General features: G+C 69.0%; 24 protein-coding genes. 7 read left to right on the top strand and 17 right to left on the bottom strand.

Annotation, left to right across the window (positions count from 1 at the left end; genetic code table 11):
* Positions 1 to 53 precede the first annotated feature (53 nt).
* The 4 genes from RIC11_RS09565 to RIC11_RS09550 all read right to left on the bottom strand — a co-directional run bounded on the left by RIC11_RS09565 (position 54) and on the right by RIC11_RS09550 (position 5,325).
* The gene (locus RIC11_RS09565; RefSeq protein WP_350210647.1) at positions 54 to 1,037 is read right to left on the bottom strand and encodes a bile acid:sodium symporter; all 984 of its coding nucleotides are present in this window, start codon (positions 1,035 to 1,037) and stop codon (positions 54 to 56) included.
* Positions 1,034 to 3,082, bottom strand: a complete 2,049-nt coding sequence (locus tag RIC11_RS09560) for a hypothetical protein (protein ID WP_350210645.1) — start codon at positions 3,080 to 3,082, stop codon at positions 1,034 to 1,036. Before RIC11_RS09560 ends, RIC11_RS09565 begins: the two co-directional genes overlap by 4 nt.
* A gap of 53 nt (positions 3,083 to 3,135) precedes the next feature.
* Positions 3,136 to 3,981, bottom strand: coding sequence for a 3-deoxy-8-phosphooctulonate synthase (kdsA, locus tag RIC11_RS09555; protein WP_350210643.1), 846 nt, complete (start codon positions 3,979 to 3,981; stop codon positions 3,136 to 3,138).
* Positions 3,982 to 4,443: 462 nt separating this feature from the next.
* Entirely contained in the window at positions 4,444 to 5,325 is an 882-nt protein-coding gene (locus tag RIC11_RS09550) for a peptidylprolyl isomerase (protein WP_350210641.1), read from the bottom strand.
* A gap of 323 nt (positions 5,326 to 5,648) precedes the next feature.
* Here RIC11_RS09550 and xylA point away from each other — a divergent pair, with 323 nt between their 5' ends.
* A complete protein-coding gene (xylA, locus tag RIC11_RS09545) occupies positions 5,649 to 6,962 on the top strand; it encodes a xylose isomerase (protein ID WP_350210640.1) in 1,314 nt (437 codons plus the stop codon).
* Between the two features lie 214 nt (positions 6,963 to 7,176).
* Here xylA and RIC11_RS09540 read toward each other — a convergent pair whose 3' ends face one another.
* The 3 genes from RIC11_RS09540 to RIC11_RS09530 form a co-directional block, all read right to left on the bottom strand.
* Positions 7,177 to 7,452, bottom strand: coding sequence for a hypothetical protein (locus RIC11_RS09540; protein ID WP_350210638.1), 276 nt, complete (start codon positions 7,450 to 7,452; stop codon positions 7,177 to 7,179).
* A 36-nt stretch (positions 7,453 to 7,488) separates the two neighbouring features.
* Positions 7,489 to 9,798: a PilW family protein gene (locus RIC11_RS09535; protein ID WP_350210636.1), complete on the bottom strand. Its 2,310-nt coding sequence runs from the start codon at positions 9,796 to 9,798 to the stop codon at positions 7,489 to 7,491.
* A 132-nt stretch (positions 9,799 to 9,930) separates the two neighbouring features.
* The gene (locus RIC11_RS09530) at positions 9,931 to 10,551 is read right to left on the bottom strand and encodes a GDSL-type esterase/lipase family protein (protein ID WP_350210635.1); all 621 of its coding nucleotides are present in this window, start codon (positions 10,549 to 10,551) and stop codon (positions 9,931 to 9,933) included.
* A 134-nt stretch (positions 10,552 to 10,685) separates the two neighbouring features.
* Between RIC11_RS09530 and RIC11_RS09525 the strand changes: the two genes are divergently transcribed.
* On the top strand, positions 10,686 to 11,741 hold the full coding sequence (locus RIC11_RS09525) for a DUF1559 family PulG-like putative transporter (RefSeq protein ID WP_350210633.1): 1,056 nt from the start codon (positions 10,686 to 10,688) through the stop codon (positions 11,739 to 11,741).
* On the top strand, positions 11,731 to 12,051 hold the full coding sequence (locus tag RIC11_RS09520; RefSeq protein WP_350210631.1) for a hypothetical protein: 321 nt from the start codon (positions 11,731 to 11,733) through the stop codon (positions 12,049 to 12,051). Before RIC11_RS09525 ends, RIC11_RS09520 begins: the two co-directional genes overlap by 11 nt.
* Before the next feature lie 39 nt (positions 12,052 to 12,090).
* Here RIC11_RS09520 and RIC11_RS09515 read toward each other — a convergent pair whose 3' ends face one another.
* The 8 genes from RIC11_RS09515 to RIC11_RS09480 all read right to left on the bottom strand — a co-directional run bounded on the left by RIC11_RS09515 (position 12,091) and on the right by RIC11_RS09480 (position 18,407).
* Positions 12,091 to 13,170, bottom strand: coding sequence for a 3-isopropylmalate dehydrogenase (locus RIC11_RS09515; RefSeq protein ID WP_350210629.1), 1,080 nt, complete (start codon positions 13,168 to 13,170; stop codon positions 12,091 to 12,093).
* A gap of 93 nt (positions 13,171 to 13,263) precedes the next feature.
* On the bottom strand, positions 13,264 to 13,683 hold the full coding sequence (gene panD / locus RIC11_RS09510) for an aspartate 1-decarboxylase (protein WP_350210627.1): 420 nt from the start codon (positions 13,681 to 13,683) through the stop codon (positions 13,264 to 13,266).
* Between the two features lie 137 nt (positions 13,684 to 13,820).
* A complete protein-coding gene (locus RIC11_RS09505; RefSeq protein ID WP_350210625.1) occupies positions 13,821 to 14,132 on the bottom strand; it encodes a Rieske (2Fe-2S) protein in 312 nt (103 codons plus the stop codon).
* A gap of 38 nt (positions 14,133 to 14,170) precedes the next feature.
* The gene (locus RIC11_RS09500) at positions 14,171 to 15,157 is read right to left on the bottom strand and encodes a DUF6263 family protein (protein WP_350210624.1); all 987 of its coding nucleotides are present in this window, start codon (positions 15,155 to 15,157) and stop codon (positions 14,171 to 14,173) included.
* 73 nt (positions 15,158 to 15,230) lie between these two features.
* A complete protein-coding gene (locus tag RIC11_RS09495; RefSeq protein WP_350210622.1) occupies positions 15,231 to 15,935 on the bottom strand; it encodes a metal-dependent hydrolase in 705 nt (234 codons plus the stop codon).
* Between the two features lie 57 nt (positions 15,936 to 15,992).
* Positions 15,993 to 16,373 carry a hypothetical protein gene (locus RIC11_RS09490; RefSeq protein WP_350210620.1) on the bottom strand — a complete coding sequence of 127 codons (381 nt, stop codon included), beginning with the start codon at positions 16,371 to 16,373 and terminating at the stop codon, positions 15,993 to 15,995.
* A gap of 51 nt (positions 16,374 to 16,424) precedes the next feature.
* Entirely contained in the window at positions 16,425 to 17,822 is a 1,398-nt protein-coding gene (locus RIC11_RS09485; protein ID WP_350210618.1) for a phosphoglucose isomerase-related protein, read from the bottom strand.
* A 78-nt stretch (positions 17,823 to 17,900) separates the two neighbouring features.
* On the bottom strand, positions 17,901 to 18,407 hold the full coding sequence (locus RIC11_RS09480; protein WP_350210616.1) for a shikimate kinase: 507 nt from the start codon (positions 18,405 to 18,407) through the stop codon (positions 17,901 to 17,903).
* Between the two features lie 237 nt (positions 18,408 to 18,644).
* Here RIC11_RS09480 and RIC11_RS09475 point away from each other — a divergent pair, with 237 nt between their 5' ends.
* From RIC11_RS09475 to RIC11_RS09460, 4 genes are all read left to right on the top strand, one after another.
* Positions 18,645 to 19,853 (top strand): 2,3-bisphosphoglycerate-independent phosphoglycerate mutase, encoded by a 1,209-nt coding sequence (locus RIC11_RS09475; protein WP_350210614.1) that lies wholly within the window; start codon positions 18,645 to 18,647, stop codon positions 19,851 to 19,853.
* An 81-nt stretch (positions 19,854 to 19,934) separates the two neighbouring features.
* Complete coding sequence (locus RIC11_RS09470) at positions 19,935 to 20,177, top strand: hypothetical protein (RefSeq protein ID WP_350210613.1); 243 nt, start codon at positions 19,935 to 19,937, stop codon at positions 20,175 to 20,177.
* An 80-nt stretch (positions 20,178 to 20,257) separates the two neighbouring features.
* Entirely contained in the window at positions 20,258 to 20,803 is a 546-nt protein-coding gene (locus tag RIC11_RS09465) for a CPBP family glutamic-type intramembrane protease (protein ID WP_350210612.1), read from the top strand.
* Between the two features lie 32 nt (positions 20,804 to 20,835).
* Complete coding sequence (locus RIC11_RS09460; RefSeq protein WP_350210610.1) at positions 20,836 to 21,474, top strand: hypothetical protein; 639 nt, start codon at positions 20,836 to 20,838, stop codon at positions 21,472 to 21,474.
* A 226-nt stretch (positions 21,475 to 21,700) separates the two neighbouring features.
* Here RIC11_RS09460 and RIC11_RS09455 read toward each other — a convergent pair whose 3' ends face one another.
* Entirely contained in the window at positions 21,701 to 22,558 is an 858-nt protein-coding gene (locus RIC11_RS09455; RefSeq protein ID WP_350210608.1) for a universal stress protein, read from the bottom strand.
* 178 nt (positions 22,559 to 22,736) lie between these two features.
* Complete coding sequence (locus RIC11_RS09450) at positions 22,737 to 24,209, bottom strand: PQQ-dependent sugar dehydrogenase (RefSeq protein ID WP_350210606.1); 1,473 nt, start codon at positions 24,207 to 24,209, stop codon at positions 22,737 to 22,739.
* Positions 24,210 to 24,328: the final 119 nt, after the last annotated feature.

The following is a 24,328-nucleotide window of genomic DNA, read 5'->3' as shown; positions in this document are numbered from 1 at the left end:
GGAGCCTGCGTCGGGCTGCGTGCGTCGGGCTTCGGGCTTCGGAGGGGCTGCCGTCAGGGCGCCTTGAGCCCCGCGTCCGAAGCCGCCGGGGGGCCGAGCCGGTCGACCAGCACCGCGTCGATCAGCAGTTGCAAAGCGTGGTAAACGATCATAGGCAACACGGCGAGTGGGCCGAATTGCAGGGCGACCCCGAGGCCGACGGCGAGCGTCTTCTGGCTGCCGGAAACCGCGGCGCCGAGGGCCTCGCCGCGTGGACACCCCAGCCAACGGGACAGCCGCCAGGCGACCGCGAACAGCACGAGGTGGACCGCCGCCGCGCTCGCGGCGAGCCCCCCCCAGGCCGCGGCGCCGACGCGCGCCGACGGGTCGGACAGCGCGGCGCCACAGCGGACGGCGCCGATCAGGACCATCCCGAGCAGCCCGACCTGCGCGGCCAGGCTCAGCGCGTGCCGGTGGCGGTCGCACCACAGCCTGGCCGGGGGCAGCGTGCGGAGCAGTTGCCCCACGACGATCGGCGCGACGACGATCGCTAGCAGCTGCGCGCCGAGCCCCACGACCGCGATTGGCTCGGACCGCGCTATCAGCAGCCCCGCCCACGCGGGGAGCACCAGGAACGAGGCCAGGTTGGTCACCACCGTGACCGCCAGAGCGACGGCGTCGTTGCCTCGCCCGCGGCGGGTCCAGACCGCGGCCGAAGCGAGCGTGCAGGGCGCCAGCGCCGCGACGACGAGCCCGATCGCCAGCTCGTCGGGCAACCAGCCTCCCAGCAGCCACGCCAGCGGACCGGCCAGCACGGTGTTGGTCACGACGCCCACCGCGACGGCCGCGCCGGCCGACTGCGCCGAGAGCGAACGACCCAGGTTCAGTGGGGCCGACATCGCGAGCATGATCGCCGCGACGAGCGGGCCGCGGGGGATGGCGTCGGTCAGCGGCGCCAGCGGGCCGTGCGCGACGGCGCCGAGGGTCAGCACCACCACCAGCGCGAGCAAGAACCACTGCTTGCCGATCCAAACCAGCGCGCGGGGCCGGCCGCTCACTCGCCCGCCACCGTCGAGGCTTTGTCGGCTGACGGCGAGTCGTCGGCCGACCGGACGTCGTCGCCCCGGCTCGCGGCGGCCAGGCGCTCAGCGGCCAGCCGCGCGGCGGGGGCCATCGGGCCTTCGATCCCCTCCAGCAGCGTGACCGCTTCGTCGGTTTGGCCCAGCCGGGCTTTGGCCAACGCCAGGTTGTAATGGACGATCGGCCGGATCTCGTCCGCGTCGGCGCCCTCGAACACACGGTTTTCGAGCCAATCGACCGCCACCTCGTCGTCGCCCTGCTCGGCCGCGAGGAGCCCCAGCCACAGCGTGGCGAGCAGCTTGGCCCGCTCGTAGATGACCCGCTTGTCTTCGGCGACTCCCGCGAGCCTCGTGTCGGGCGGCCGGACGTTCGGGTCGAGGTACAACCGGGCCGCCTCGCGGTGATCGTCGAGCAACTCGACGAGCGGGTCGTCGCGCGCCGACGTGCTCTGCACCACGCCCCGCAGGTGCAGGGCCCTCCCCTTCCAGAGCTTCGGGCGCCAAGCGAAGGGCAAGAACTCGCGCACCGCGCGGCGGCGTTCCGAGGCCGTCGACCGGAGCTTGCCGAGGAGCGTCTGGAACGGCTCGGGCCACAGCCCGACCTCCTCGACGCCCTCGGCCGAGGCGATCCGCTCGGCGACCGCGTCGGAGTCGACCGCCAGCAGGACCGCGTCGTCGCCGGTCAGGCGCTCCTCGAGCAGCGCGGCGCGGCGTGTCAGCGAGAACGGCGAAGCGACGAGGCTCACGGTCGCCTCGTCGGCGGCCCCAATACTCACGAGCGATGCGGGCTTCCCCTCCGCGGAGTGAAGCTGCATGCCGATCTTTGGGTCGAACAGCCAGAGCTGGCCGTCGTGCGATACCCCGACCAACGGGTAGTCGCCGAAGGTCTCGACGGGCAGCGACACGATGGCCGGCGTGATATTGAGTTGCTCGAGCAGGCCGGCCAGGACCCACGCGCGTCCCTCGACGGTCGCTTTGCCGTGCAGCATCAGCTCCCACGGCCACCGCGGCGGGCTCTCATCGTCGGGCACGAGCTGGATGTTCTTGCCGACCCACTCGGTGAGCCGCTCGGCGATAGCCAGCGGCGACGGGTCGGGCCCGCGCGCCCAACGGGCCACGTCGCGCCGCCAGATGGCGCCTTGGACGTGGCGGGTCTCGTCGTCTCTGAAGAGCCCCGACCGGAGGCTCTGCTCGGACAAGTAGGGCCGGAGTTCCTCGGTGTCCGAGAGCTCGGCGGGCAAGCCCTCGAGCCGCTCGGGCATCGTCCAGTCGACCGCGGCCGCGCCTGTCTGACGGAGCCACTGATTGAGCCGCTCGGTGAGCCGGGTGATGGTCAGCTCGTCGGGGCTGGGGTGCCACGCCAGCGGCGGGTCGCGGCGGGTCAGGTAAGAGTTGAGGTCGCGGCTGATGTCGGCCATCCGCTGGTCGTCGATCCGCCAGACCTCGACCTTGAACAGGGCGTCGACTTCCTGGGGGACGCCCCCCTCGATGAGCAACTCGTTGTCGCTGATTACTTGGGCGACGATGAACTCCACGGCTTCGAACGTGGCGATGTCGACGTCGCCGGTCGCTTCGAGCCGCTGGAGCGTCGCGTCGTCGAGCCGCGCGTAGTACTTGAGGATGTCGCCGGGGCGCACGTGCCGCTTGAAGTCGCTGTTGCGGCTGGGCACGCGGATGAGGTTCGCCGGGGCGCCGGGCGGCGCGTCGGGGCGTCGCAGCAACGCGCCGAGGATCTCCTCGCCGTTGGTGCTGTTGCGGGCGTCGAGGACCACGGCCGGGGGGCGGAGTTCCAGGGCGGTCCGCTCCGGGAGCGTGCGGAGCTGCGACCGGATCGACTCGAACAGCGCGCCACGCTGGTTCGCCCCCTCCCGGGCCGAGCGGTTCGAAGCGGCGCGTTGTTGGGCCGTGTCGCCGGGGCGGCAGCCGTACAGCATTGCGCCGGCGACGGCCGCGAGCGCGACGACCGTGGCGCCGATCGCTCGGGGGCGAGCCGTTCGCGGCGGCCTGTCGGGGTTCGTTGGCACGCTTGGGACTCAGAGCGGGGCAGACGGGGCGGCGCCGGAGGCCGCTGCCACCATCATAGGCCGGCGGCCTCTCGGATCGCGAGGAGCCGATCGACCAGTGCGGGCAAACGGCTCAGCGGAACCATGTTGGCGCCGTCGCTGGGCGAGCTATCGGGGTCGGGGTGGGTCTCGCAGAAGACCGCGTCGGCGCCCGCGGCGACCGCCGCCCTGGCGAGCGGCTCGACCATGTCGCGTCGCCCGCCGGTGGCGCCGCCGCCGAGCTTGCCTCCGGCCGCGCCGGGCTCCTGCACGCTGTGCGTGGCGTCGTACACGACCGGCGCGCCGAGGGCCTGCATCTCGGGAATAGAGCGGAAGTCGTTCACCAGCCGGCCGTATCCGAAGAAGGTGCCGCGCTCGCACAAGAGCACGTCGCGGCAGCCGCTGCCGACGAGCTTCGCGACCACGTGCCGCATGTCGCTGGGCGCCATGAACTGGCCCTTCTTGACGTTGACCGCGCGTCCGGTCGCTGCGGCAGCGGCGAGCAGGTCGGTCTGCCTGGCCAGGAACGCGGGGATCTGCAGCAGGTCGCAGACCTCGCCCACGGCGGCGGCTTGGCCGGGCTCGTGGATGTCGGTCGTGACCGGCAGGCCGGTCGCCTCGCGGACGCGGGCGAGGATCCGGAGGCCCTCTTCGAGACCGGGGCCGCGGTACGCGTCGAGGCTCGTGCGGTTGGCTTTGTCGAACGAGGCCTTGAACACGAGCTGCACGCCCCGCGCCGCGCTCAGCTCGGCGAGCGAATGTCCGATCCGCAGCGTGAGTTCTTCGCTTTCGATCACGCACGGCCCGGCGATGACCAGCAGCGGCGATCCGCCGCCGACACGGTGGGGACCGATTGCAACGACGCGATGGGGCGCATCCATGGCCGGATCCGACGAGGGGGAGGAAGGTCGGCGGCTCGGGCGCCGCCCACGCTCGTGTTAAGGCGCCGACCCCACCGGATCAATGCCGCCAGCCTGGTGGGGGCTTTCAGGGGCGCGTCCCGGTATGAGACACGCCGGGGCTCGCTACGGCGAGCCCCCTGCGGGGGCCGGGCAGGTTTCGGCAGTCCGTTGAAAAGTGCAACGCCACTCGGCCCCCGCCGGCAGGTCGCCGGGGCCGGTCTCGCTTTGAGAATACGCGCGGCGTGGCGTTAAGTCGTTTGTGACGAACGCCTAACAGGAATCCAACAACGGGACGCGTCGGCCAATCGAAGCTGGCACGTTGCGTGCTTCGGTATCGGGTGGCCCGCGTGGCCTCGGTCGATCTTTGCTGCGGCGGCTTGTTTGCCCCTGGCCGCCGCAGCTAGTCGGTGAGTAGCCGGCTCGACCGAGGTCGCGCTTTTTTTACCGGCTGCGGCGGCGTGCGGCCGCTGCGACCGACGCGGCGGCGAGCATCATCGCCGCCGAGGGCTCTGGCGCCGCGACCGCGGCCGATGCGCTGCCGTAGGCGTCGCGCCAGATTGTGTAATCGGCCGCATCGACGACGCCGTCGCCGTTGCCGTCGGCGGCCATCAGCGTGATCGGGGACCCGTTCGCGTGATCCTCGATCCGCAGGCTGGCGCCGTAGTGGCTTTGCCACCGCGCCAGGTCGGCGCTGTCGACCGTTCCATTGAGCGTGTAGTCGCCGGGCGAGAAACCCAGAACCGTGGCGCCAGTGACATAGATCAGATTGTTTTCGAGCGAGCCCCCGTTGTTGAGCAGCGGCACGTTATCGAATGTCGACCCCGACTGACCATCAACGTCGAACTTGTCTAGCGCGGCAATCGCGTTGAGCACCGACTCGCCCCGGACGATTCGTGCGAACACGGTGAACCCCCCGTTCTGAGCGTCGAGGTTCTCGCTGTTGTCGATCGTGTTGAAGAAGAACCCGCTGGTCGCGCTATTGGGGTTTCCGCCGACTTTCGCGTACGCGATCGTGCCGGGAAGATTGGTTAGCCCCGGTTCGTTGACCACGGGGGGATCCGTCGGCACATTCCCCAGGCCCCCTTCGTCGGTGTAGGTGAAGCCGCCCCCCTGCACCACAAAGGTGTCGAAAATTATCTGCCCCTCGTTGTCGCGAACGAATTCCCCCTCGGCGTCGACGCGGGGCTGCAGTGGGGCGCGGTGGAAGAACGAGCCGACAAGGTCCCCATCGTTCACGTAATTCAGGAAGTTCTGCACGCTCTGAGGCGTGGCGGTGTCGAACATCCTTACGTCGATATTGCCGAGCGTTGTCGAGATGCGCAAGATCGTGCCGCTCGCCGGTTCACCCAATAGACAGAGCACGAAAACCAGCCCTGCCGCCCGAGTGCGTCGCAAAAAATCCACGTATTAATCTCCGCCGTTCTTGAGTTTCGCTGGGCTCGCTCCGGCCCGCGACGGGACCTTACGCCGAGCACCTGCACTCTAAGCGGAAGCCCCCAGGCCGTCGAACAACCGGCGCCCTATTCACCGGCCGATACGCCCACCTGGCGCAACATTCGGTCGATCTGTTACACTCCTCACCCAACCCGCCGCCTGCGGGTGTCCGTGCCCGATCGACTGTTCGTCTCCTCCCACGGCCGACCACGATGACCGCGTTCCCCGAAGTCACCGCCCCGATCGCTTTCGAGGGGCCCGAGAGCCGCAACCCGCTGGCCTTCAAGCACTACGACGCCGACGCCGTCGTCGAGGGCAAAACGATGCGGGACCACCTGCGGTTCTCGGTCGTTTACTGGCACACGTTCCGCGGCCGCGGCGCCGACCCGTTCGGCCCCGGCACGTGGCAGCGGCCCTGGGACGACGACTCCGAGACCGTCGAGAACGCCCAAAACCGGGTCCGCGCGGCCTTCGAGTTCTTCCAGAAGCTGGGCGTGCCGCACTACGCGTTCCACGACCGCGACGTCGCGCCCGAGGGCGCCACGCTGGCCGAGAGCCACAAGAACCTCGACGCGGTCGTCAAGGTCCTGAAAGAAGAGCAGGAGCGGACCGGCGTGAAGCTCCTCTGGGGCACCGCCAACCTGTTCAGCAACCCGCGGTACATGCACGGCGCGGCCACGAGCTGCAACGCCGAGGCGTTCGCCTACGCGGCCGCGCAGGTCAAGAAGGCGATCGAGGTGACCCACGAGCTGGGGGGCGGCGGCTACACGTTCTGGGGCGGCCGCGAGGGTTACCAGTGTCTGTGGAACACCGACCTGAAGCGCGAGCAAGAGAACCTCGCCCGCTTCTTCCACATGGCCGTCGACTACGCGAAGTCGATCGGCTTCGACAAGCCTTTCTACATCGAGCCCAAGCCCAAAGAGCCGACCAAGCACCAGTACGACTCCGACGCGGCCGCGTGCATCAACTTCTTGCGGCAGTTCAACCTGATCGACCGGTTCAAGCTCAACCTCGAAACGAACCACGCCACGCTCGCGGGCCACACGATGCACCACGAGCTAGAGGTCGCCGGAGCGGCCGGCGTGCTGGGCTCGATCGACGCCAACACGGGCGACCTGCTGCTCGGCTGGGACACCGACCAATTCCCCTCCAACGTGTACGAGACCGCCGCGTGCATGCACTCGATCCTCAAGTGGGGCGGGTTCACCACCGGCGGCGTCAACTTCGACGCGAAGCTGCGCCGCGAGAGCCACGAGCCGATCGACCTGTTCTACGCGCACATCGGGGGCATGGACGTGTTCGCCCGGGGGCTGAAGGTCGCCGCGGCGATGCGCGCCGACGGGCGGCTGGAAGAGATGGTCCGCGAGCGGTATGCGAGCTGGGACAGCGGCCTGGGCGCCGAGATCGAAGCGGGCAAGCACGACTTCGCGTCGCTCGAGAAGGTCATGCTCGACAAGGGCGACGCGGCCCCCAACCGCAGCGGCCAGCAAGAGCTGTTCGAGAACGTGATCAACGAGTACCTCTGAGCCGCGGTCCAGGAACTCGAAACCGCCCAAGGTTCGACCATCGCCCTCTTTCCAGGTGGGCGACTGGGTGAGTCGGTTTTCGGGAAGAACGGGACGCGGAGACACGCGGATTGGTCGGATTCACGCTGATTGGGATTCACGCTGATTGTTAGCGGGGGCCGATTGACCGCGGCGCCATCGGCGTGCATTCGCTCGATCCGCGTTGATCCGCGTCCTAGATCGCTTCGATCTCCAGCCGGGTCGACTCTAGCACCGCCGCGTCGGCGCCGCGAAGGCGGAGCTCGTTCGCACCTGGCCGGAGGCGGACAGTCACGTCGTGCCGGCCGGCGGTCGGGTCGAGCGGCTCCCCGTTCAGAGCGGCCGCCTGAGCGGCGCCGTCCCACGCGAGCCAGACCGTCTGGCCCCGGTCGAGCCCGGTCGGCCGATTGAACGACCGGATGGCGTGGCCGTCGCTGAGCCGCCAAGCGGCGCGTAGCCGGATCGTGTGCACTCGCGCGTTCCTGCTGCTGGCCGACGACGACTCTTCCTACTCCGGCAGGAACGACTCACGCACCCGCACCTCGCGGATCTGGCGGCTGTCGGGCTCGTAGACCCGCAGCATCGCCTGAACTCCGCGTAGGGCCGTCTCGTAAGGTGGCGGGGCCTCGCGTTCGGCCGGGTCGTCGGGGCCGTTGAAGCGTCGGTCCGACGCTTCGGCAATGAGCAGGTCGCCGCTGTCGGTGGGGTCGAGGTCGTCGAAGCCGTTGGTCCCTTCGTCGATCATGGGCCGGAGCACGCCGCCGACATTCTCGCTGTCGCGGTCTTCGTTGAGGCCGTTGGTCTCGTAGTGCCAGCTCCACGTGTCGTACGTGCGGTAGAACGTCGTGAGGTCGGCGCTGCCCGGCGTGCGGATCGCCCCGTCGGTGAAGAAACGCATCGTCTGGGCCACCGGCGAGGTCGCGAAGAGCGCTTGGTTGCCCGACCGGGGGAAGAACCGCTGCGCCGGGAGGACGGTCCCGATGTTGGCCGCGGCGCCCGAGGGGGTCAGGAAGGTCGAGCCGTAACCGAGGTCGACGTACGCGCCGCGGCGCTGGAACACGAACGGCACGACGGTCGTCGGCGAGAGGTTGCCGATCGGGTCGAGCGGCGGAGTCGCGCCCGCGTTGAGCCACCACGGCGCATCGGCGTTGAACGCGCTCGCCCAAGCCGGGTCGCTCGGCTCGATCGTCTGGTCGAGCTGGACCGGTTGGCTGTTCGCCGCGTCGGTGTAGTAGGCGTAGACCGGCGCGCCGGGGTCGTAGACCCGCAGGTCGAACGCGAGCGCGCCGGTGAGCATCACGTCGTCGCCGCGGCGCGCGCCGCCCAGCGGCGCGAGGCCGCGGGTCACGTGGACGACGTGGCCGTCCTCGTTGAGGATCGCCCGGGCGGTGGCCGGCGTGTCGGTTTCGTAATTGGGAACGACGAATGGCCTCACGCTGTAGCGGCGGTTCTGGGCGAGGATCTGGTCATCGGTCGGCTCGTAGGCCACGACCGACCGAGCCGATCCCGCGCCGGGGATCGGCGCCACGACGCTGCGGAAAGCGGCGGGGTCGCCCGGCGGGGGGACCTCGATATCGTTGACGAAACTCAGACCTATCGGCCCGGCGTTGAACCGGCCGCCGGAGGCCACCGGGTACGGAAAAGCCCGGTAACTGGGCGCCAGGTTGGAAGCGACGTACAAGTCGATTACCGCCTGCGGCGCCAGCGATTCGCCGACATAGCCGTGGTGCTCGTACCGGTTCTCTCGCTTGGTCAGCGAGCCCAGCGTGTTGGCTCGGATGACCCATCTGCCGGGCGCGTCGCGTGCGTCGTCGAGCGTCGAATCCGGCAGTAGGGGGTCCCATTCGAGGTGCACAGAAAGGTCGTACTGCTCTTGGAAGGCAATCAGGCTGGCCAGAGCCTGCGACACATCCGGCCGCCCGATGGCGGGAGCGAGCACCCGCACCACGCCGGGTCCGGCGAGCCGCCCCGCGGTCGTGTTCTGGTTCCCGTAGTCGACGCCCGACTCGGTCACGTCGATCCGGTAGTCCAGATCCGGCAAGATCAACAACGCGCGGCGGTAGATCGTGCGGTAGCCGGGCTCGCCGAAGGCGAACGTCTGCGCGCCGGAGCGTTCGACCGGGTTCTCGACCGCGAACCACGCGACCTCGGCCAGTTGGGACTCGACCTCCTCGGCTTGCCATAGCGGGAACGCCGTGTTGCTCGGCGCGCCGGGGCCGCTGCGGAGCGGGATCCGCCCGACGAACGGGTCGGTCTCGTTCCGCACCGTGAGCATGAGGATGTCGTCGCCGTCGCCCAGGCCGCGGGCGTCGGTCGGGGCTTCCTCGGGCAGGGGTTGGTTCGGGCCAACGGTGAGGCCGGCGCCCTCCTCGTCGTCGGGCGTGCCGGCGTGGCGGAGGTTGCTGCCCGGCAGCGACGAGAGCGACAGGTCGACGCCCGGCGTGTTGCTGATCGGATCGCCGACGCCGTCGTTGTCGCCGTCCCAGATCCAAGGGGTCGGGTAGAAGTCGTTCTGCGGGCCCTCGATGATCTCGAGGTAGCCGTGGTTCGACTCGGGGCGCTGGTCCGGCACGGCCGGGCAGGTCGCGCCGGCCAGGTCGCGGGCGAGGGTTTCGCGGACCGAGCGGAGCGACGACGCCATTTCGATCGTCGCCCGGCGGCGCGAGATGCTGCCGCTGATGTTCGCGAACACGGTGACGACGGCCGCCATCATCAACAGCGAGATCGAGATCGCGACGAGCATCTCGACGAGCGTCAGGCCCCGCCGGCCGAGGGGCTGGCGGGAAGGCAGCAAGAGGTAGCGGCGGTTTCGCGTCACGTGGCGCCTCGTAAGGGGGGGCAGCGGCCGGGGCGTAGCGGCCCCTGACGGCCCCCGAGCGCTATGGCTATTGCATCACGCCATAACACGAGGGTCAAGAAAGAGTTACGTCTGGCCGCACCGCGCCGGCGGTTACCGGGCGATTCCTTCCTTGACGAGGGCGGCCAGCGCGATGTGGGCGATCGACTCGGCTACCGCGGCGGTCGGGTGGAGGCCGTCGGGGAAATCTTCGCGGCGGCCGGCCAGCGGCGTGAGGAAATCGACGAGCGGGACCTCCCTCTCCGCCGCTACCCGCCGGATCGCCGGCCGAACCACGTCCCGCAGCGCGTCGAAGTCGATCTCGGCGACCGGCGGGAAGGCCGGCGGCGGGTCGCTCAACAAAACCTCGGCCCCCAGGCCGCGGAAGTGGCCGACCAGATCGGCCAAGTCGCGCGGCAGCGACGCCCGGGCGGCGGCGTTGGCGAACTGGGCGTCGTTCGTGCCGAGCATGACGATCGCCGCGTGCGGCGCGAAACGGGTGGCCGAGGTGAAGCTCGGCGTGTCCCAATAGGGCTCGTTCGAGCCCCGGCTGGCAGTCGCGCCGCTGTAGCCGAAGTTGCGTACCCGCCAGGCGCCTTCGCCGACGCGGCTGTCGAGCAGCCGCTGGAGCACGGCCGGGTAGCACTCCTTGCGGCGGTCGGCCAAGCCCCTCCCGAAGGTGACGCTCGCCCCGACGCACGCCAGATGGCGAGGGTCGTTCGTCGGGTCGCTCATTCGGTCCTCCCCCTGCGTGTTCGGATTTTTAGCAGAGGCGAAAAATTCTCGGCCTGGCCGGTTGCCAGGATTTTCACCTTGGCTACACTTCGGGCGTCGCAGATTTAGCCAAAGTTACAAAACGGGGCCGCGCCGTGAGCAAGCGATCGCAACCGTCGGCGTTTACTCTGGTCGAGTTGTTGGTCGTGATCGCGATCGTCGGCGTGCTGATCGCGCTGCTGCTGCCCGCGGTTCAGGCGGCGCGCGAGGCGGCGCGGAGGTCGCAGTGTACGAACAATCTCCGGCAGATAGGCTTGGCCACGCAAAATTACGAGTCGGCGCATAAGCTGCTGCCGCCAGGCTACGTGGCGGACACCCGTTCCGACCAGCGCGACCCGGACACCTGGGACGCCCCGCCCGGCTGGGGGTGGGGCGCGCATCTGCTGCCCTACCTCGAAGAGGGCGTGGTCTCGCTCGCTATGCGTTTCGACGAACCGATCTGGGCGCCCGGCCATGCGGACCTGGTGCGGACCACCATCGGCACGTTTCTCTGCCCCTCCGCTAGCGGCCCGACCGAACCGCTGGTCGTGCGCGACGAGGCAGGCGCGGAGGTCGATCGGGGGACCGGCCCGATCTTGCTCGCGCGATCTCATTACGTTGCGAGCCACGGGCAAGAGTCGTGCTGGGGGGAGTGCGGCGCGACGGCTTCGGGGCCCGTGTTCGTCGACATCTACACGAGCGAGACCGTGACTGTGACACACAACGGCGATGTTTCGCTCGTGGCGGACGGCCCCTTCTATCGCAACTCGAAGACCAAGTACGCGGAGGTCACCGACGGGCTCTCCAAGACGATCTTCTTCGGCGAGCACTCGTCGCTATTGAGCGAGAAGACCTGGGTGGGCGTTGTGCCGGGCGCGTTCACCCACCCCGGCTTCCAGTCGCCAGAAAACGGGCCCGACGCGGCGGCGACCCTGGTGCTGGTTCACGGCGGCCCCTCCGGTGGCGAGCTGGACATCACCGGCCAGCCGATCATCCACCCGGTGAACTTCCCGACTTACCACGTGGGGCAGATGTACTCCGAGCATCCCGGCGGCGGGAATGTCGGCCTCGGCGACGGGTCGGTCCGATTCGTGACGGACGACGTCAGCCTGATCGTGTGGGCCGAGTACAGCAGCATCGGCGAGAACGAGGTGGCAAGCGGTGAACTCTGACAACACGACACGACGTTGGTTCCTCGCCCTGGCGCTGCTCTGTGTGGCGGCCCTCACCGGTTGCGGCTACGGCCCGGTCAGCCCTACGGGCTACGAGTACGCCAAGGCGGTCTACTCCCTGAGCAACCGCCAGTCGGCGGACCGGGTCGAAGAGGTGCGCGGAAGAATCGAAGCGGCTCGCGAGGCGGGCGAGCTGCCTCCGCACGAGGCCGAGTGGCTTGAGGACATCTGCGACGACTGCGGCGCCGGCCGCTGGGACAAGGCCCAAGCCGCTGCGCGGCGGATGATGGAGGACCAGGTGAGTCGATGAAGACCGGCCGGGCTACCCCAGGATAGCCCGGAAAGCGGATCAGAGCGCGTCGATCACCATCTTGCCGACCTCGTCGGTCGCGTAGCCGCTGCGGTCGAGCGACTTGCCGGCGAACTTGGGGGTGGTCGCCCTCACGGCGGCGCCGACCCGCTCGCCGGCCTGGACGGCGGCCTTGTTCTCTTTGATCCGCCCCGTTTCTCGCAGCAGCAGGCCGAGCGAATCGATCGTGGCGATCGGGTTGGCCACCTTTTGGCCCGCGATGTCCGGCGCCGAGCCGTGGACCGGCTCGAACATGCCCGGCGCCGCGCCGTCGGGGTTCAGGTTGCCGCTGCTGGCGATCCCCATGCCGCCGGCGATCGCCGCGCCGAGGTCGGTGATGATGTCGCCGAACATGTTCGGCACGACGATCACGTCGTAGGCCTCGGGCTTGGTGACCATGTACATGCAGCACGCGTCGACGTGGTGGTACGCAGTCTCGACGCCCGGGTAGTCCTCGGCGACCTCGTTGAACGCGCGGTTCCAGGTCTCGCCGGCGTAGGTGAGGACGTTCGTCTTGTGGACGAGCGTCAGGTGGCGGCGCTCGCGGGTGGTCGCCAGGTCGAACGCGTACCGCAGGCACCGCTCCACCCCGAACCGTGTGGCGATCATCGTCTGGCTGGCGATCTCTTGCGGCGTGCCCTTGCGGACGAAGCCCCCGACGCCGCAGTACAGGTCCTCGGTGTTCTCGCGCACGCACACGAAGTCGATGTCCTCGGCGGTCTTGCCGGCCAGCGGCGTCTGGATGCCGGGGTAGAGCTGCACCGGGCGGAGGTTGATGTACTGGTCGAGCTCGAAGCGCAGCTTGAGCAGGATGCCCTTCTCGATCACCCCGCCGGCCAGGCGCGGATCGTTGGGCAGCCCGCCGACCGCGCCGAGGAGGATCGCGTCGTAGCCGCGGAGCGTGGCGACGTCGTCGTCCGAGAGGACGTGGCCCGTCTCGAGGAAGTGCGCGGCCGAGAACGGGAAGTCGGTCGTCTGGTACTCGAGTCCGGAGGCCGAGGCGGCCGCCTCCAGCACTTCGAGCGACGCGCCGACCACTTCGGGACCGATGCCGTCGCCGGCGATGACAGCGATTTTCATGTTGGAGAGGCTGGAGGCTGGAGGCTGTAGGCCGGAGGGTTGGCCGGCGGAGCGTGGTGTGAGGGGACGTCGGCTGAGGCAAAGACCCCGCTCTCAGGCGTCGGAGCGGGGGCCGTCGTCCCGCCGCCGGTCGCCCGCCTCCAGCCGGCTCGCCAAGTCGAACGACTGGCCCGGGCGGTTGCCCTCTTCGGCGAGGACCACTCGCGACTTGTGGTCGTCGAGCTGGTCGCTGTGGAGGTAGCCGAAGGCCAAGATGATCACCTTGTGGCCCGGCTCGACGAGCTTGGCCGCCGCGCCGTTCACGCCGATCTCACCCGACCCGGGCTCGCCCAGGATGACGTAGGTCTCGAAGCGGGCCGCGTTGTCGATGTCCACGACGAGCACCGCCTCGTTGGGGCGGATGCCGCTGGCGGCGAGCAGGTCGGCGTCGATCGTGATCGACCCGACGTAGTCCGGGTCGCACCGCGTCACGCTGGCGCGGTGGATCTTCGCCCGGAGCATCTTGTGGAGCATGGGACGGAGCGGCAAGCAGGGGGTTGGGGGCGGCCGGTGAGGGCCGAGCACCGAATCTTACCAACCGCCGCCGCCCGGTTCGACCCGCGAGCCCCGAAGGCCGCGTCCGGTCGCGTCCGGTCGCCCAAACCGCCGCTCTAGCCCTCTCCCGAGGGGCGCGGGGAGCTCGCCACCTGGACCTCCTCCCCGACCACGCGGGTCGGGAACGTGTCGACCCCCAGCCGTGGGTTGTCGGCCCACTTGCCGTCCTCCAGGCGGAAGCGCCAGCCGTGCCACGGGCAGGAAACGGCGCCGTCGACCACGCAGCCGGCCCCGAGCGACGCGCCCTGGTGGGGGCAGAGGTCGTCGATGGCGAGGTACTCGCCCCCGTGCAGGAAGAGCGCGATCAACCGGTCGCCGACCTGCACGGTGCGGCCTTCGCCCTCGGCCAATTCGCCTACACGAAGCACGGCCTCGAACTCGGATTCCGCGGGGTCCTGCGCGCCGCTCACTGGTCGCCCGTCCCGGCCGGCGCGGGCTGTTGGGCTTGCTCTTGCTCTTGCTGCTCGTCACCGGCGCCGAAATCAACCTCTTCGTCCGCGCCGATCGCATCGAGCCGGACCTGCTGGGTCATGCTGTTGGTCATCGACTGGGCGCCCATGGTCATCGTGATCTCGTTCTCGGCGTCGAGGCGGCTGCTGACGATCTTGCCGGACTCCCGGTCGAAGAGGATCTCGCCGTCGGAGGAGACCGTGTTGAAGTCCATCTGCATCTGGCCCTGGCCGCCGTTCTTGCCGCTGTCCAGGTCGAGCGTCACGCCGATCGACTCGAGTTGCTTGCCGTCGACCTCCTTCGGGCCGTTGTACGTGTAGGTGGTCGTGGTCACGAGCTCGCCCATCTGCGGCGTCGACGCGGTCGCTTGGCGCGTCCAAGACTGGCCCACCTCGAGCGGCTCCTTGGGGAAGGTGACGAACCCCTGCTGCGACGACTGCTTGACCATCTGGTTCATGTCCGCCCCGCCGGGCATCGCGCCCATCGCGTTGGTCATCTCCTCGGGGAGCGAGAGCTCGGTGATCTCGCCGGTGGGGAGCATCGTCAGCGTGATCGGCGCGGCGACCATCGCTTCGAAGGTCGGGGCGATCATCGCCGCCATGCCGCTGGGCGGAGCGTCGGACGCGGTGTCGTACTTCATCCCCTGCCCCATCGGGCCCTGCATCGACATGGCGACGCGCTCCACCTGCTGCTCGAGGACGGCCGCGTCGTCGGGCTTGACCTCTTTGGCGGACCAAGTCATCGCCATCGTGGTCTCGGTCTCGGTCTGCACCTTGCCGGCGGGGCCCGCGTTGATCGTCATCTGCATCGACTGGGTCGACTTGTACCGCTGCGACTCGCCCTCTTCCCACTTCCACACGAGCGGCTCCGCGGCGGTCGCCGCGAGGGGGGCGACGGCCGCGATCAGCGTCAGCACACGCGCGGCGTGGGGGGTGGAGAACATAGGGGCCTTCTTGTGTTGGAGGGGTTCTTGTTTTGCCGCAATGCGGGGACGGGTTCTGTCTCTGGCGACGGTGTTACAGGTCGATCGACTCGCCCGGCTGGAGCACGACCGGTTCGGCCACCGTGTGCCGGCGGATTCGCTCCGCCCACGCGGTGGCGTCCTGCTCGATCGGCGGGAACGTATTGTAGTGGCACGGGGCGACCTTGGCTGGGGCCAGCAGCTTGGTCGCTTCGACCGCGTCGGCCGGGCCCATCGTGAACAGGTCGCCGATCGGCAGCACCGCCAGGTCGAGCGGCGCGCCGCCGAGCGACGCGTCGCCGATGGCCTTCATGTCCATGAACAGCGACGTGTCGCACGCGAAGTAGACCCGCTTGCCGCCCGTTTCAACGACCATCCCCATTGGCACGCCCGCGTACGAGCCGTCCGGGAAGCTGCTGGAGTGGTGGGCGATGGTCATTTTGACCCGCCCAAACGGCAGGTCGACCCCGCCGCCGGGGTTCATGCCGATCGCGTAGTCCGCCGGCACGCCCTGCCCCGCGAGCCACTGAGAGATCTCAAAGTTCGTGACCACCGTCGCCCCGGTCCGCTTGGCGATCGCGACCGTGTCGCCCAGGTGATCGCCGTGCCCGTGCGACAGCAGGATATGGTCGCACCCGACCGCGTCGGCCTCGACCGGGGAGGTCGGCGAGTCGTTCAGGAATGGATCGATGAGGACCTTCGAGCCCTCGGTCTCGAGGAGCCAGGCGTTGTGGCCGTACCAGGTGAGCTTGGTGGGCATGCTTCGTTGGTGGGTTGGGGTTCACCGCGGAGGCGCGGAGGACGCGGAGAGATTCGACTATTGCCGGTAGAGCAAAATTGATCCGCTGGGGGCTTCCGGCCGGAAGCACGCCAGCCGCCCTGGGATGAACGATCCGACGATCCCGAAGCTCGCCCGGTTGATTTCTTGCAACGCGGCGTCGAGCGGCGACTCCGCCATGTCCGCGTCCGATGCGTCGGCGAATAGCCAGGCATGAGTCACGTCTTGCTCGGCGAGCATTCTCTGCGCCATTTCCTCGCTAACGATGAAGTCGCTACGCAGCTCGTTAGTCAACATGTGGTTCAGCCGATCAAGCCATTTCTTGCGGTTCTCTACGCGAAGTTCTAGGTATCGCTCTTGGCGGTGCTTTTCAACAAAAGCCTGCATGAACGCGATTTCATGCTCCTCACCTTTTGACACCGATGACACTCTCCGCGTCCTCCGCGTCCTCCGCGTCTCCGCGGTAAATCTCTACCCCCGCAGGATCGCGTTCATGTTCTTCTTGTAAGCCTCCACGCCCGGCTGGCCGTAGGGGTTGATGCCGATCAGGCGGCCTTCGACCACGGTGGCGAGCATCATCATCTGCAAGAACTGTCCGATGGTGTGCTCGTCCAGCCTGTCCATGACGATGTCGGCCGTGGGGCGGTTGTCTTCCGCGTAGGCCTGGTTCGTTCCGGCGATGGCGGCTTTTAGAACTTCGGGGAGCGTCTTGCCGGACAGTTCGTTGAGCTTGTCTTGGTTGTAGTCGCTCCCGCCGAGCGACAGCTCGCCGATCGCGAGCGGCTCGGAGTCTTGCGACTGGACAATGACGTTGGTGATCACCTTGTCGCGCGGGCCCTCTTGGTGCTGCTGGCCGCGGCTGTGGAGGTCGCGGGTGTTGACGATTGTCAGCGGCAACGCGCCCTGCTCTTGTTTTCCTAGGCTCTCGGCGAGCAACTGGTCGTACCACAAGCCGGTCGCTTCAAGCCGCTTGCCCCAGGTGCTGAGCACGCGTGTCGAACACTCCTCGGTCTCCTCCAGCAAGTGGCACACGCCCACGTACTGCAGCACCACGTTCTCCGCGACCGGCGCGGACTCGAAGTGGTCGTTCATCGCCTTCGCGCCGGCCAGCAGCTTCTCGATGTCGAGGCCCATCAGGGCCGCCGGCAGCAGGCCGACCGCCGAGAGCACGCTGAACCGCCCGCCGACGCCGTCGGGAACCTCGTAGACCTCCGGCGCGCCGAGCGCCTGGGAGAGGTCGAACAGCTTGCCGCTCGCGCCGGTCACGGGGACGAATCGCTGGGGCAGCTTGTCGCCGGCCGACTCGCTCAGGGCGCGGAGGAAGATCCGTGTGGCGGCGGCCGTTTCGAGCGTTCCGCCCGACTTGGAGATGACGACCACGCCCCAAGGCTCGTCGCGCGTGCCCAGCAGCTGGAGCAGGCCGCTGGCCGCGTCGTTGTCGACGTTGTTCCCCTCGAAGTAGACTCGCGGCCGGCCGCCGCGGACGCCGGCGGGGACCTCGTTGTAGTACGGGTGGCAACAGGCCTCGAGCAGGGCGCGGGCGCCCATGTAGGAGCCGCCGATCCCGAGCACCACCACGCTCTTGCAGTCGCCCGCCAGGCGGTCGGCCGTCGCGCGGAGTCGGGCGACCTCGCTCTCGGCGCCCTTCTCGGCGAGTTCCGCCAGCAGCCGGTCGGGCAGCCGGTGGAAGCCCGCGTCGAGCGGCTGTTTCTCTGGCGGAGTTTCCACTCCGCGAGCCCAAAGGTCTGCGTCGGCGAGCACCTCGGCGCGGGCCGACTCCAGGCGCGGCGCGATCGCGTCGAGCTCGATCGGCGACGTCCCCCCGTGGTCGAACAGGGCGCCGGACGGGTCGTACTTAAGCAGAGCCATGGGTCGAGCTAGGGTTCGGGGCGGGGGGAGCGGCCGGCGGCCGGCACGGCCCGAGTCTACCGCCGCACGCCCGACCGGTCAGCCGTCCAGAGCGGCCTCGATCCGCTCGCAGACGGCTTCGGTTGTCGGCCCGGTCGCGTCGACGGTCGCGTCGGCCCACCGCCGGTAGAGCGGGTCGCGCTCGGCCAGCAGATCGGCCAGCGACTGCCCGGCCCGCATCGCGACGCCCCGCTGGGAGTAGTCGCCGAGCCGCTGCTGGAGCGTTGGCAGATCGACCGCCAGGTAGACGATCCGCCCCGACGCGGCCAGGTGCTCCATGCCCTCGCGGCTGTAGACCGCGCTGCCGCCGGTCGCGATGACGTGCCCCCGGACGGCGAGACTCAGCACGGCTCGTTCCTCGGCCGCGCGGAGGGCGTGGGCGCCTTCGGCATCGACGATCTCTTGAAGCGTGCGGCCCTCGGCCTGCTGGATGACCAGATCGGCGTCGACGAAGCCGCGGCGGGTTCGCTTCGCGAGCACGACGCCCACCGTGCTCTTGCCCGAGCCGGGCATGCCGATCAGCACGACGTTTATCTTCTCTGGCATGGGGAGATTAACCGCCAAGCCGCCGTGAGCGCCTAGGCCGCCGAGCTCCAAAGCGTAGGTGCGGACACGACTCCGGAGCCGCTACCGGAGGTGCGGTGCGAGCCCCGGCGGCCTTGTCGCTCCTGTTCGACGCGGCGTGCAGGGGCCTCAGGGTCTTGCCCGGCAGACCGGGGCGCCGACGATTGGGCGTACTGCTAGTGCCCTCCCGCCTCCGGCCTCCAGCCTCGCGCCTGCCCAATGGACCTCCACAAGCTGATCGCCCCGCTTTTGCAGAAGAACGACACGAAGATCGTCCTCTACGTGGGCGACGGCCTGGGGGGGCTGCCCCAGGAGCCGGGCGGGAAGACCGAGCTCGAGACCGCCAACACGCCCAACCTGGACAAGCTGGCGCGCGAGGGGGTGCTGGGGAGCTCGATCCCCGTTGCGCCGGGGATCTCGCCGGGGAGCGGGCCGGGCCACCTGGGGCTGTTCGGGTACGACCCGGTGGAGTACCTGATCGGCCGCGGCGCGCTCGAGGCGACGGGCATCGGGTTCAAGCTCGAGGAGGGCGATGTCGCCATCCGGGCGAACTTCTGCACCGTCGACTCCGACGGCAACATCACCGACCGCCGCGCCGGGCGGATCCCGAGCGAGGAATCGAAGCCGCTCGTCGAGCGGCTGGCGAAGGAGGTGTCGATCGACGGGGTCGAAGTCATCGTCAAGCCGGTCAAGGAGCATCGCTTTGTGGTCGTGTTCCGGGGGCCCGACCTGGGCGGCGAGGTCGAGGACACCGACCCGCAGCGGACGGGCGTGCCACCGCTGAAGGCCGAGGCCCGCGAGCCGGGCAGCGAGAAGACCGCCCGCGTGTGCGACGAGTTCGTCAAGCAGGTGCGGCAGCTGCTCAGCCACGAGGAGAAGGCCAACTGCTGCACGCTGCGCGGCATCACCGGCAAGCCGTCGATCCCCAGCTTCGAGGAGGTCTACGGCCTGCACGCGGCGGCGATCGCCGTGTACCCGATGTACAAGGGGCTGGCTTCGCTCGTGGGGATGGACATCGTGGGCGACGCGCAGTCGCTCGACGAGCAGGTCGCGCTGATGAAGGAGAACTGGGACAAGTACGACTTCTTCTTCATCCACTTCAAGTACACCGACTCCACCGGCGAGGACGGCGACTTCGACGCGAAGGTCCGGCGCACCGAGGAGTACGACGCGGCCGTCCCCGCGATCATGGACATGCACCCCGACGTGTTCATCGCCACCGGCGACCACAGCACGCCGAGCATGCTGTCCAGCCACAGTTGGCACGCCGTGCCGACGCTGCTGTGGGCGAAGAACTGCCGCTCGGACGGCGCCGAGTCGTTCGGCGAGCGGCAGTGCCTGACCGGCGGCCTGGGCCAATTCGAGGCCAAGCACCTGATGACGCTCGCCCTGGCGAACGCGGGGCGGCTGACAAAGTTCGGCGCCTGAGGCGGCCCTCCTCGGCGGCATTTTCGGCTAGTCTAGTTAGGGAAGGTCCGACAACCCTCGCACACCGCTTCGATCGCCGCGATGACTTCCGATGACCTGCGAGCCTTGTTTCGGCGGCAGCCGTTTCAGCCGATGAGGGTTCACCTCACAAACGGCTCGACCTTCGAGGTCCGTCATCCCGACCAGGGAATGGTCTACGACGAACTCTTGATCGTGGGCAGCGATCACGGCATCGAGCATTGCGCGTTGATGAACATCGCGCACGTGACCGTCGAACCGGCGCAACCTGCGTCTTCAGGGCCCGACACGCAGAACGGTGCGTAGTTGCTGAGCGTCTCGGCGAGGGTTCGCCGCCCGCCGAAGGCTTCACGCTGGATCACGGGCACGGGAGAGGTTCGTCTAGCGTGAGCGTACTCGGACTGCCGCCGCTTTTGAAACAGCGTGTGCCAGCGCTGGGCGCGGGTGTTGTGGGGTTGGAGCGCTGGCGCCTGACCGCGTTGTTCGCCGCTTACGCCGTCTTCGCGACCGCCGTGTACCTCGGGACGGGACTCGGCAGATTGGAGCCCACGTTCAGTCCCGTCGGTCGATCGGCAGCGTTGGTCGTGGGTTTCTTTTTTCTCCCCTCACTCGTGGAAGAGTTGTTCTGGCGGTGGCTGCTGATTAGCCCGGAGCGCCTCGGGCGGCTCGAGGGCCGAACCTGGGCGTCGATCGGGTTCTCTACCGCGCTGTTCACAGCCGCCCATCCGCTCGCCGCGTGGCTGTTCGTTCCCCACGCGCGTCCGATGTTTTGGCGGGCGGAGTTCTTGGTCATCGTGTTCGCGTTGGGGCTGGTTTGCGGATTGAGCTATGTGCTGTCGAAGTCGATCTGGCCCGCCGTGCTGATCCACTGGGCCACGGTTGTCGCGTGGAAGTTTCTCTTTGGCGGCCCGTTTATCATGCTGGGTCGATGAATTCCCCTGTTCCCCTTGGACCGGCTCGAACTATGCGGCCCGCCCTCGCCTGCCTCACGCTGTTTCTCGCCAACCTCGCCCAAGCGAACGACGTCGTCGAAGCCGCCCGGTCGTTCCCAGACGGCGGCGGCTACTACTGGAAGGACGGCGCGTCGGGCGTGACCGAGGCGGTCACCTTCCGCGGCGAGACACTCCTCGAAGCGTGCGAGGAGGGCAGCTTCTGCTGCGGCTACACGTACGCGGTTGCCGTGCGTGTCGCCGACCAGCGGGGGCTGCTCGAGGACAAGTCGGTCGACGACCTGAAGCGATTCCTCAAGCTCTGGTACGGCGCGCCGGGCGGCGACCGCACGCTGGTAGTCCTAGCGGTCGAGTCGCTGGGGATCGGCCGCGCCGTGCCGCTCGAGGAAGCACGGCCGGGCGACTTCGTGCAGCTTTGGCGCGAGGGGGGCTCGGGGCACAGCGTGATCTTCCTCGAGTGGGCCGAGGAAGACGGACGCCGGGTCGGCTTCCGCTACCGCAGCTCGCAACGCGCGACCGACGGCGTCGGCGACCGCACCGAGTACTTCGCCGACGCGCCGGGCCACGAGGGCCGCGTGCTCCGCGACGAGACCTACGCGTGCCGACTACTCGAGGCGCCCGAGCTCGCCGCCGGCGAAAAGGGACACGACTGACGGCATCAACGCGAAGGCCGCCCGACGTGGCTCACCACAGAAGCAAGGAGGGAGCGAGCGACCAAGCCGAGATAACGCCGAGCGGCGGCCGCTGGCGAGCGACCCGAGGCTCTTGCGTCGCGCTCGGCCGGTCACTCGTGGTCGCGGCTCAGGTGAGTTTCTTGGCCGCTCTGCAATCCCCGCGCCCTCCGCGGTGCACGAAGCGTCGGGAGGTTCGCCCGCGGTCTCACTGCGCGAAGAAGATCGGCAGGTCGCTGTGGCGGATGGTGTGCAGCACCGTGTCGCCGAGCACCTTGCGGCTGATCAGCGTGCGGTGGCTGTTGCCCATCACGATAAGGTCGGCGCCCCACTCGTGCGCGGCCTCGAGCAGGCCGGTCTTCGGGTCGCCGGGCCGGTAGTCCCGCTCGGCCTCGATGCCGTGTGCTTCGCAATACGCGGCCGCGTGGGTCAGGTGGCGTTGCCGCCGCTCGTGGTCGTCGCCGAACGCGACCAGCCGCAGCGCGGCGTCGGGCCACACCCGCATCTGCACGAACCGCCGCATGGTCTTCGCCGACTGGGGCGAGCCGCTGTAGGCGACGAGCACCTTGTTGATCGCGCGGTGCTCGGGGCCCGTGGCGATGATCGGCCGCACGCCCCCGGTGACGAGCCGCAACAGCGTGTCGCCTGGGTCGTAGTGGGTCTCGCCGGCCACGCCGAACTCAAACAGCCCACGCAGGCCCAGCACGGTGAGGTCGTGGTAGCGGGCGAGCGAGATCAAGTAGTCGAACGCCTCGCTGCGCTCTTCCCGCTTCACGGTGTAGGGGCGGCCGGCCTGCTGGCAAGCCTCCTCGAAGTGGACGATCGCCGCGGAGACCCGGTCGCGCGTCTCGTCGATGCGGTGCTGGCGCATCTCGGCGGCCGCGGCGCCGGCCCCGATCGGCACCGGCCCAACCCGGTGCAGCTGCGCGAGGTCGGCCACCGTGACGCCCGTGAGCGACGAGTTGTGGCGAACGGCGAGGTCGGTCGCCATCCGGATGGCCGACTCGGTGTAGCAGCCGCCATCGGCGCCCTTGCCGCCCAATCCGACCAAGATTTGACCGATCATTGCTAGGTCCTCCCGCGAGAAGAGAAGAGGGCTGGCCCCGGCGTCCCGTCTGCCGCGATCGTCGCCCTCACTTAATTGTACGCTCACCTACGGCGGCGTGGCGAGAGCGGACGCGGCCCGGCCGCTGGTGCGGCCGAATGACGCGGCCCGGTTGCGGCGGGGGCGGTTGCGACACGCGCTAGCGTCGGCGGAAACGGCGCCCCCTCCCGGCGACCCCTCCGACCGTCAACACCGCCAGCGACAGAGCCGTGGCCTCTGGCACGGCGTCCTGAGCCGCAACGTCCGCCACGGTGGCGCCGAGGTTGTCTCGCCAGATCGTGTAATCGGCCGCGTTAACGACGCCGTCGCCGTTGCCGTCGGCGCCGGGATCGGCGGGCTCGCCGAACTCTTCCGCGAAGCGGGAGTAGTCGTCCTGGTCGACCACGCCGTTGGCGTCGTAGTCGCCGTCGATCAGGCGGTCGGTCACGATGCGGAAGAGCCCCTCGCGCAGGTCGACCAGGTAGAGATTTCCCCGGTTGTCCGTGCCCATCGAGACCGGGTCACGGAGCGTGCCGGGGCTAGTGGGCAGCACGTTGTCCCACCGGGCAACCGTCCCCTCCGGGTCGGCCGGGTCGAACGTCCACACGCGGCGTCGGCGGTTGTCGGCGAACACGTAGGTCCCGTAAAGGTCGGGGTCGGGCCCGCGGTACACGTAGCCGCCGATCACCGAGTTCCCTTGGAAGGGCTCGGTCCCGTGCTCGTAGTCGTAGACAGGCTCGGTGTCGGTCGGCAGCAGCTCACCACCGTTGTTGGCGATCCTCCCCTCGCGGCGGGGCCAAGCGAAGTTCTGACCGCTCGTGCCCTCGGGGATCAGGTCGATCTCTTCGCGTTCGCCTGCGCCAACGTCGCCGATCCACAGGTCGCCGGTCAGCGAGTCGAAGCTCGAGCGCCAAGGGTTGCGGAGGCCGTAGGCGAGGGTCTCGTCCGCGTCGACGGCGCCCACGAAGGGATTGGTCGGTGGCACGGCGTAGTTGCGGTCCGGGTCGCCGGGGAAGTCGTCGGCGTCGACATCGACACGCAGAATCGCCCCCAACGGCGTATCGAGCGACTGCGCCTGGGAGGACCGCCCGCCGTCGCCCGACGCGATGTGGAGGTACTGCGGGGTCGAGTCGTCGAGCTTCGGGTTGAAGCCGATCCAGCCGGCGTTGTGCACCGTCGTGGGCTGCACCCAGCTGATGATCTCGCGGCCGGTCGGGTTCGCCACATCCGGGTCCGAAGAGACCGTGAACTCACGCACGTGGGAGCTGAACGGCGACGGCGAGCCGTCGAAGGTCGCGTCGCCGTTGTCGGCCGTCGAATAGGTATAGAACTTCCCGTTCGTCTCGTACTCGGGGTGGAACGCGAGGCCGAGCAGCCCGCCTTCGCCGCTGGCGATCGTGTCGGGCAGCGTCAAGAACGGGGTCGCGTTGACCTGGCCCGTCTCCGCGTTGACCACGCGGATCGCTCCGGTGAGTTCGACCACGAACAGACGCGAGTCGTCGCCCGGCGCGGCTGTCACGTACACCGGCAAGTTCAAGCCCGATGCGACTTGAGCGAAGCGGGAGAGCCCCGCCTGGGCGGCTGTCGCCCACGTGGCGGCGATCACCAGAAGGATCAATCGTTGTCGCGTCATCTTTAGCTCCGTTCCCAGTGCCGATCACCGCGGGCGCTGTCGCCCGATAAACCGGACCACCCTAATCGCCGGCGCCGGCGTTGACAAACTACCGGCTCCCGCCCCGGTACGGCGGTCGC

It is taken from the genome of Botrimarina sp., from assembly GCF_040219535.1.
In the GTDB taxonomy this organism is placed as follows: domain Bacteria; phylum Planctomycetota; class Planctomycetia; order Pirellulales; family Lacipirellulaceae; genus Botrimarina.
Note: the sequence above shows the minus strand (reverse complement) of the source record. Positions and strands in the feature narration are given on the sequence as shown.